General features: G+C 42.9%; 1 protein-coding gene. It reads left to right on the top strand.

Annotated features, from left to right (window positions below):
• Positions 1-722: 722 nt before the first annotated feature.
• A partial coding sequence (locus V7659_RS03885; RefSeq protein WP_335538245.1) for a glucoamylase family protein occupies positions 723-7,230 on the top strand: 6,508 nt, incomplete at its 3' end.

Raw genomic sequence — 7,230 nt, 5'->3', positions numbered from 1 at the left:
CCAAAAGCCCCATGCAAAAGTGATAAACAATTGTTTTAATTATGAGAATAACTGTAAAAAATTGGGTATTAAAAATGTAGAAAATATAATATAAATTAAATGAAGTATTGACCCAAACTATTTACTAAAAGGAGGAAAAAATAATAGTCCAATTAAAACCATTTATGTACAAACCGCATTATACACCAGATAAACCTTATCTTGTGTATTCTGTCGATTGTGACATCCCCGACATAGCAAGTGGATATATACAAGGGTACCGGAAATGTACACATTGTGAAAAGGGGAATCATTTTAGATTTTATGTTAATGCTGACCAAAAGAGATATTTAGGAAAATGTCCAGATTGTAAAAGAGAGTTCACTCCTTTTAATGATGTTCTTTAACGAATTGCCATCAGAAAAATAAAAAGAAACGAAGTATTTAAAATCAAAAATAAAAAACTTTATTTTAACCCCGTTCTTTCTTAGAATGGGGTTATTATGTGATGAGGTTTTAATATCAAAGTCAAGCACAAACCTACATATTGACTTCCATTTCATTTGAAAAATCGTGTTCATGGGATGATCGGCTTGGTAAAAGCCTTTATTGATCATGTTGCACAGTTCAAATGCCTTCTCTTGACATTCCCCATGGAACTATTTTGCATATTTTCCTGCCAGAATGGGCAATTTTTATCAGTATAATACCTTGGTGAAAAATGCTTTTTTGGGGGGAATAATTTGATTTTTAATAAAGAGCAGCTAAGAGAAGAAGCGCATAAAACAGCATTAACCCACGATCCTTACATAAGTCGAAAGAAATCAACACGCTTTATACGGTCAAATGAGTCGGACTTTGAGAAATTGCGCAACTTTGTTAACGACTTAAGAGATAATCGTTCATCCTGTTCACAGCCAGCCGAAGATTGGTTACTTGATAACGCGGAATTTTTGGAAGAACAGGTGCTTGTAGTAAACCAAGAGTTAAAGAAAAAGTTTGTTAACTCTTTACCCCGCCTAAAAAAAACGGGGGATTCTAGAGTTTATTCTATTTGTACAGACTATCTTCAATTTAACGACGGGCATTTAGATATGGATTCATATATTTCCTATCTCCAGTCTTATCAGGAAGTTTCCGTACTGACAATGGGTGAGGCTTGGGCTGTGCCGCTTATTATGAGGGTGGCTTTGATTCGTCGGTTGGCCGAAATCATGGATACAGTTAAGGAAAGACGCGATGTTTGTGTGTTGGTTGAAAAGTTACTTTCCGATATCAAGACCACGGAGATCACACCAGAAAAACTGAAGCAAGTATTAGAGGACGCTGGACAAGAAATGCCTCTTTCTGGACCGATGATTGTCCATTTGGTAAAACATCTGCGCGAACGAGCTGATTATACAGCAACAGTCGGTGAATGGCTCATTTGCAAATTGGAGAATGGACCAGAGAGCCTTGATCACATATTGTCATATGAATATCAGCTCCAAGCAGCCTTTCAAGTAACGACAGGTAACCTGATCACTAGCTTGCGTAAGCTTTCTCGATGGGACTGGAAGGAAACCTTTGAGCAAATTAGCATGGTTGAGCAATCACTAAGGAAAGAGAGGACCGGCCTTTATGCGCAACTTGATTTCTCTAGTCGTGATACTCTCCGAAAGAGGGTCGAGAGGCTTTCGAGACGTTTTAATCTGCCGGAAAATCTTGTGGCAGCACAGGCAGTGGAGCTCGCTGATAAATATGGAGAGAAACTATCAAGTGAGGCATCGCAAGAACAGGAAAATAGCGAGGAAGGAGCAGATACAAATGGAAAGGAACTTAACGAAAAATATAGCAAGGATAAAAATCGTCAATTATTTGTTGCCTATTACTTATTAGATCCCAATGGCATGATGCAATTGAGACAAGCCTTAAAGATGTGTGGTAAGCCACGAGCTATCCCAGAAACAGGGTTAATGCGCCGAGCCACAGGGACGTATTTTAATATGTTAGCAGTATACTTCGTTGTGTTCTTGATTGGCTTTTCAATCTGGATAGGTTGGGATGAATTTTTTACACCGCTTCAATGGCTTGCTATTCTAGGAACTCTTTTGTTCCCAGTGACAGAATGGGCGGTTACTTCAGCTCATTGGTTCATTGAACGAGTCAAAAGTCCAGTCCCATTATTGAGATTTGATTTTTCAAAAGGAATTTCCGCTGATGCGAAAACGATGGTGGTGATTCCAGTCATCTGGTCATCACCAACAGAAATAAAGGAGTTGACGGACCGGCTTGAATTGCATTATTTGGCGAATCGGGATTCCAATCTCCACTTTGCGTTACTTGGCGACTTCAAGGATGCGGAGACAGAGTCTCTCGAACAGGATGAAGTCATTTTAACAGCGGCTAAAAAAGAAATTGAACGACTAAGAACTACCTATTCCAACACAAACTTTCATCTCTTTCAGCGAAAGCGGCAATGGAACCCGTCAGAGGGTGTTTGGATGGGATGGGAGAGAAAGCGTGGAAAGCTAGTCGAATTTGTAGAGCTTCTAAAAGGGAGAAAGGATACCAGCTTTGCTTTAATAAAAGCCGATTTGACAATCCTTCAGGATGTGCGTTATATCATTACTCTCGATTCAGATACGCAGCTTCCATTGGAAAGCGCCCAGCGAATGATTGGGACGCTGCATCTACCCTATAATCAACCGATCCTAAATGATACAAAGACAAGAGTAATCGAGGGATACGGGGTGCTTCAACCAAGACTCAGTATGAGTCATGAGGCCTCAATGAAATCACGGTTTGCCAGTCTATTTTCAGCAGATCCAGGATTTGACCCATATGCGTTTGCCGTTTCTGATCCGTATCAAGATGCACTGGGTCAGGGGATTTTCACCGGAAAAGGAATATTTAATGTGGATGCGTTTTATCAAGTGCTATGTGAACGGATTCCGGATAACCGGGTGTTGAGTCATGATTTACTTGAAGGAAGTTTCCTGCGTGCAGGCCTACTTTCTGATATTGAATTAATTGATCATTATCCCTCGAAGTTTATCGTCTTTCAAAAGCGGCTGCATCGCTGGGTAAGAGGAGATTGGCAGCTATTACTGTGGTTGCTGCCAAGAGTGAAGAATCGAAGAGGTGAACTTCTGCCAGTCGATTTGTCTGTACTGACTAAATGGCAGATCATTGATAATATACGGCGGAGTCTAATGTCTACGTCACTATTTGTTACCCTTCTATTAACAGTCACGATCCTTCCGGGATCACCTTTACGCTGGATCGCATTGGTGATTGCGACATGGTTCTTGCCGGTTCTTCGCCAGCTTGTTACCTTTCAGACAAGTGTAATGAATCTGCGTAGTATTTTAAACACGGCGGCTCAAGTCTTGTTAGGGATTGTTACCTTGCCCTTTCAAATAGTCCTTTTGCTCGATGCGATTGTGAGATCGTTGTATCGTTTATTGTTTTCAAAAAAACGGATGCTCGAGTGGGTCTCAACGGATGAAGTGAATCGCAATAGCGAACAGAAGGGGACTCCTTTGCTCCAATCCATGTTAGGAGGTTATGTTCTTTGTCTTTTGTTCTTGGCGGCAACCTTAATTAATGAAAATGCAGTGGTGCAGATCATTGGGCTTACATTAACTGTGATGTGGATATGTGCTCCACTTGTCATAAGGTGGCTCGATCAGCCGTCTCCACAGGAACGTATGGCTTTTTCGGAAGAGGAGCTAGAAGAATTAACGAACCTGGCTCAGCAAATATGGTCTTTTTATGAAGATTTTGTTACCGAAAAAGAGAACTGGCTGCCGCCAGACAATGTGCAAATGGAACCGCCGAACGGGGTAGCGCATCGAACCTCTCCTACCAATATCGGGATGTATCTTACCTGCGCTTTAGCGGCGAGGGATTTTGCGTTTATTGATACCCCTGGATTAATTTTGCGGTTGGAGCGGACATTGGAGACACTTGAGCGGATGGAAAAGTGGGAAGGGCATTTATACAATTGGTATGACACGGAAACACTGAACCCGTTATCGCCGAAGTATATATCAACAGTTGATTCAGGAAATTTAGTCGGCTGTCTGATTACGGTAAAGGAAGGCTTAGCTGAGTGGCTAGAATCTTTTGATAAAAAGGAAACTCCGATTTACCACTTTCATAACGATGAAAAGCTGAAAACTGCTTTTTCCGAAGAAATCGCACCAGATATCTCGAGACAACGAAGTGGTAAGAAGGCAAATATTATTTGGCGCGATAGGGGTCATGTGTTGCTTAAACGGATCGAAAAATTGATTGAGGAAACCAATTTCCAGCCACTATTTGATCATAGAGCTAATCTTTTTTCCTTAGGATACCATGCTGATCGAAATACACAGGATGAGGTGCTATATGATTTAATGGCGTCTGAGGCAAGAATTGCTAGCTTTGTCGCGATTGCGCTTGGTCAAGTGTCTGTGTCCCATTGGCATGTACTTGGAAGAACGATGACAAGAGTGGGGAAACGGCCCGTCCTCTTGTCCTGGTCTGGAACCATGTTTGAATTTTTAATGCCATGGCTGTTAATGAGGACCTATCGAAATACCTTGTGGGAAAAGACGTATGCTGCGGTTGTGGATCGCCAAATTCAATACGCACACCAGCGAGGAGTGCCATTCGGGATTTCTGAGTCAGGCTATTATGCGTTTGATTATCAAATGAATTACCAGTATCGGGCCTTCGGTGTTCCGGGTCTCGGATTTAAACGGGGACTTGAACAAGATTTAGTGACTGCTCCGTACGCCACGATCATGGCTCTGCCATTTGCAAAGGATCAGGCTTTAGATACTTTGAAAAAAATAGAGCAGTTAAATGGTCGAGGTAAATATGGCTTTTATGAAGCAATGGATTTTACGCAAGAACGGCTCCCTAATGGTAAGCAACATCAGGTGATTCAAAGTTTTATGGCCCATCATCAAGGGATGAGTTTCCTAACCCTGGCGAACCTATTGCTGCCAAAAACAATGGTAGAGAGATTCCATCGGAACAAACAAATCCGTTCAGCAGAATTACTTTTACAAGAGCGGATTCCTAAAACGCCGAAGTATATTAAGCATCCAGCCTTGGGACGTGTGCACAAGCCTTATTCCAAAACTGCTCAGGATGTTCCAACTGTAAGAGAATATATTTCACCTGACACAAAGGTTCCTGAGGTCAGCGTTCTATCAAATGGTTCGTTCACAACAGTGGTAACGAATACTGGTAGTGGTTTTAGCCAGTACAAAGGTTTATTGCTCTCTAGATGGCGCGAGGACCCGGTAATGGATCCATGGGGGAGCTATGTTTATATAAGGGATATCTCCCAAGATAAATTATGGTCGCCGTCGTACCAACCATGCCGAGTGAATTCTTCAGAACAACGCGTAAAATTTGAATTAGATCGCGCTACGTATATGCGGGAGGATGGAGAGGTTAAGACAAGTATGGAGATTTGCGTTTCATCGGAATGGAATGCGGAGCTGCGTAGAATAACATTAACCAATAGCGGTGAGGAAGCAAAAGTTTTGGAGGTTACTACTTTTGTTGAGCTTGCTTTGTCCAATCCAATTGCAGATGCTGCCCATACTGCCTTTAGCAAACTCTTTATTCGGACGGCTTTCGATGCTGGATCAGGATGCCTTATCGCTGGTCGAAGACCTCGTGAAGCAAAGGACCAGACTCTCTGGTCAGCACATTCACTCATGGTGGAGGGTAATACGCTTGGATCGGTTGAATTTGAAACCGACCGCGCTAGCTTTATTGGCCGGGGCTATCGGCTATCCAATCCCCAAGGAATCCGGTCTCGCCTTCGTGGTAAGGTTGGTTCAGTGGCCGATCCAGCCTTTGTGATGAGACGGCGGATCTGTATTGAACCTGGCAAGGAAATTCGATTAGTGGCCGTCACTTCGGTTAGTGAGACAAAGGAAGATGCAATCGAAATTGTCCGTAAGTTTGCTCCTAATCAAGCAGTGGAACGGGCGTTTCAATTATCATGGAACCGAGGACAGATTGAAATTCGTAATCTGCATTTAACGAATCGAGAGGCAACTGATTTCCAAAGGCTGGCAGGTCATATTTTATATACTCCTCCGCTTAAAGAAGGCCGAGGAGAAAATATTTTAATCAATACAAAAGGTCAGTCTGGACTATGGAGTTTTGGGGTATCTGGGGATCGACCGATTGTCCTTGTCCGAATTGAAGACCGAAGCCAAATGCCGTTCGTTGTAAAAATGTTAACAGGTCATGAATACATAAGGAGACTTGGTCTTTTATTCGACCTTGTTCTCCTTAACGAATCGGAGGAAGGCTATCAACAATTCTTGCAAGAAGCACTTCAGCAGGCGGCAGAACATGGAGTGGATCGATTTGGGGCAGGTTTATCTGGTGTATATGTGATTGCCTCTAATCAATTGGCTGCGGAGGACAAAGCATTGTTAATGGCCGTTGCTCGTGTCGAGTTCCGCGCAGGCGGTGCTAGTATAGAAACGCAAATGCGATTGCCTAAGGTTGAAACAGAAAATGAACCGCTTAGGTCTGAAACGGAGAATGGGTTGCCGGATCAACTTAATCCGGTGTCTTCTGCAAGAAATAAGTACGTTTTTTCTGGTCAAACCTTCCAAGTGGAAACGAAAGATTGGTTATTTTTCAACGGGTGGGGCGGGTTTTCCCCCGATGGAAAAGAGTACCGGCTTATGATTAAAAATGGAAATCACTTGCCGGCGCCGTGGATTAATGTCCTGTCCAATCCTCGTTTTGGCTGTCTCATTTCCGAAATGGGAACGGGTTATACGTGGTGGCAGAACAGCCGTGAATGCAAGCTAACGCCATGGTCCAATGATCCCGTCCTTGATCCCCCCACGGAAACAGCCTATTTAAGAGATGAGGAAAGTGGTCAGGTCTGGTCAGTAGCACCATCCGCAGACCATTCAAACGAGCCATATAAAATAACGCATGGCAAAGGATTTACAAAGTTTGATCACGAAAGGAACGGCATTAAACACGAAATGCTGGTATATGTACCATTAGAGGATCCGGTTAAAATCATCAAGTTGAAGCTGCAAAACAAGACTACGGAGCAAAGGCAGATTTCTATTACCTATTATGCCGAATGGGTTTTAGGGGTTCAGCGACAGGCGAATGCACCATTTATTGTGACGGAATGGGATGAGTCTGAGCGGGTCATGATCGCCAAAAACACATATCAAGAAACCTTCCGTGATGCCACCGCATTTTTGGGGATGTATCCGCAGC

It is taken from the genome of Neobacillus drentensis (assembly GCF_036966985.1).
Taxonomy (GTDB): Bacteria; Bacillota; Bacilli; order Bacillales; family Cytobacillaceae; genus Neobacillus; species Neobacillus drentensis_E.
The sequence above is the reverse complement of the archived record's forward strand: the minus strand, read 5'-3'. Positions and strand labels throughout refer to the sequence as shown.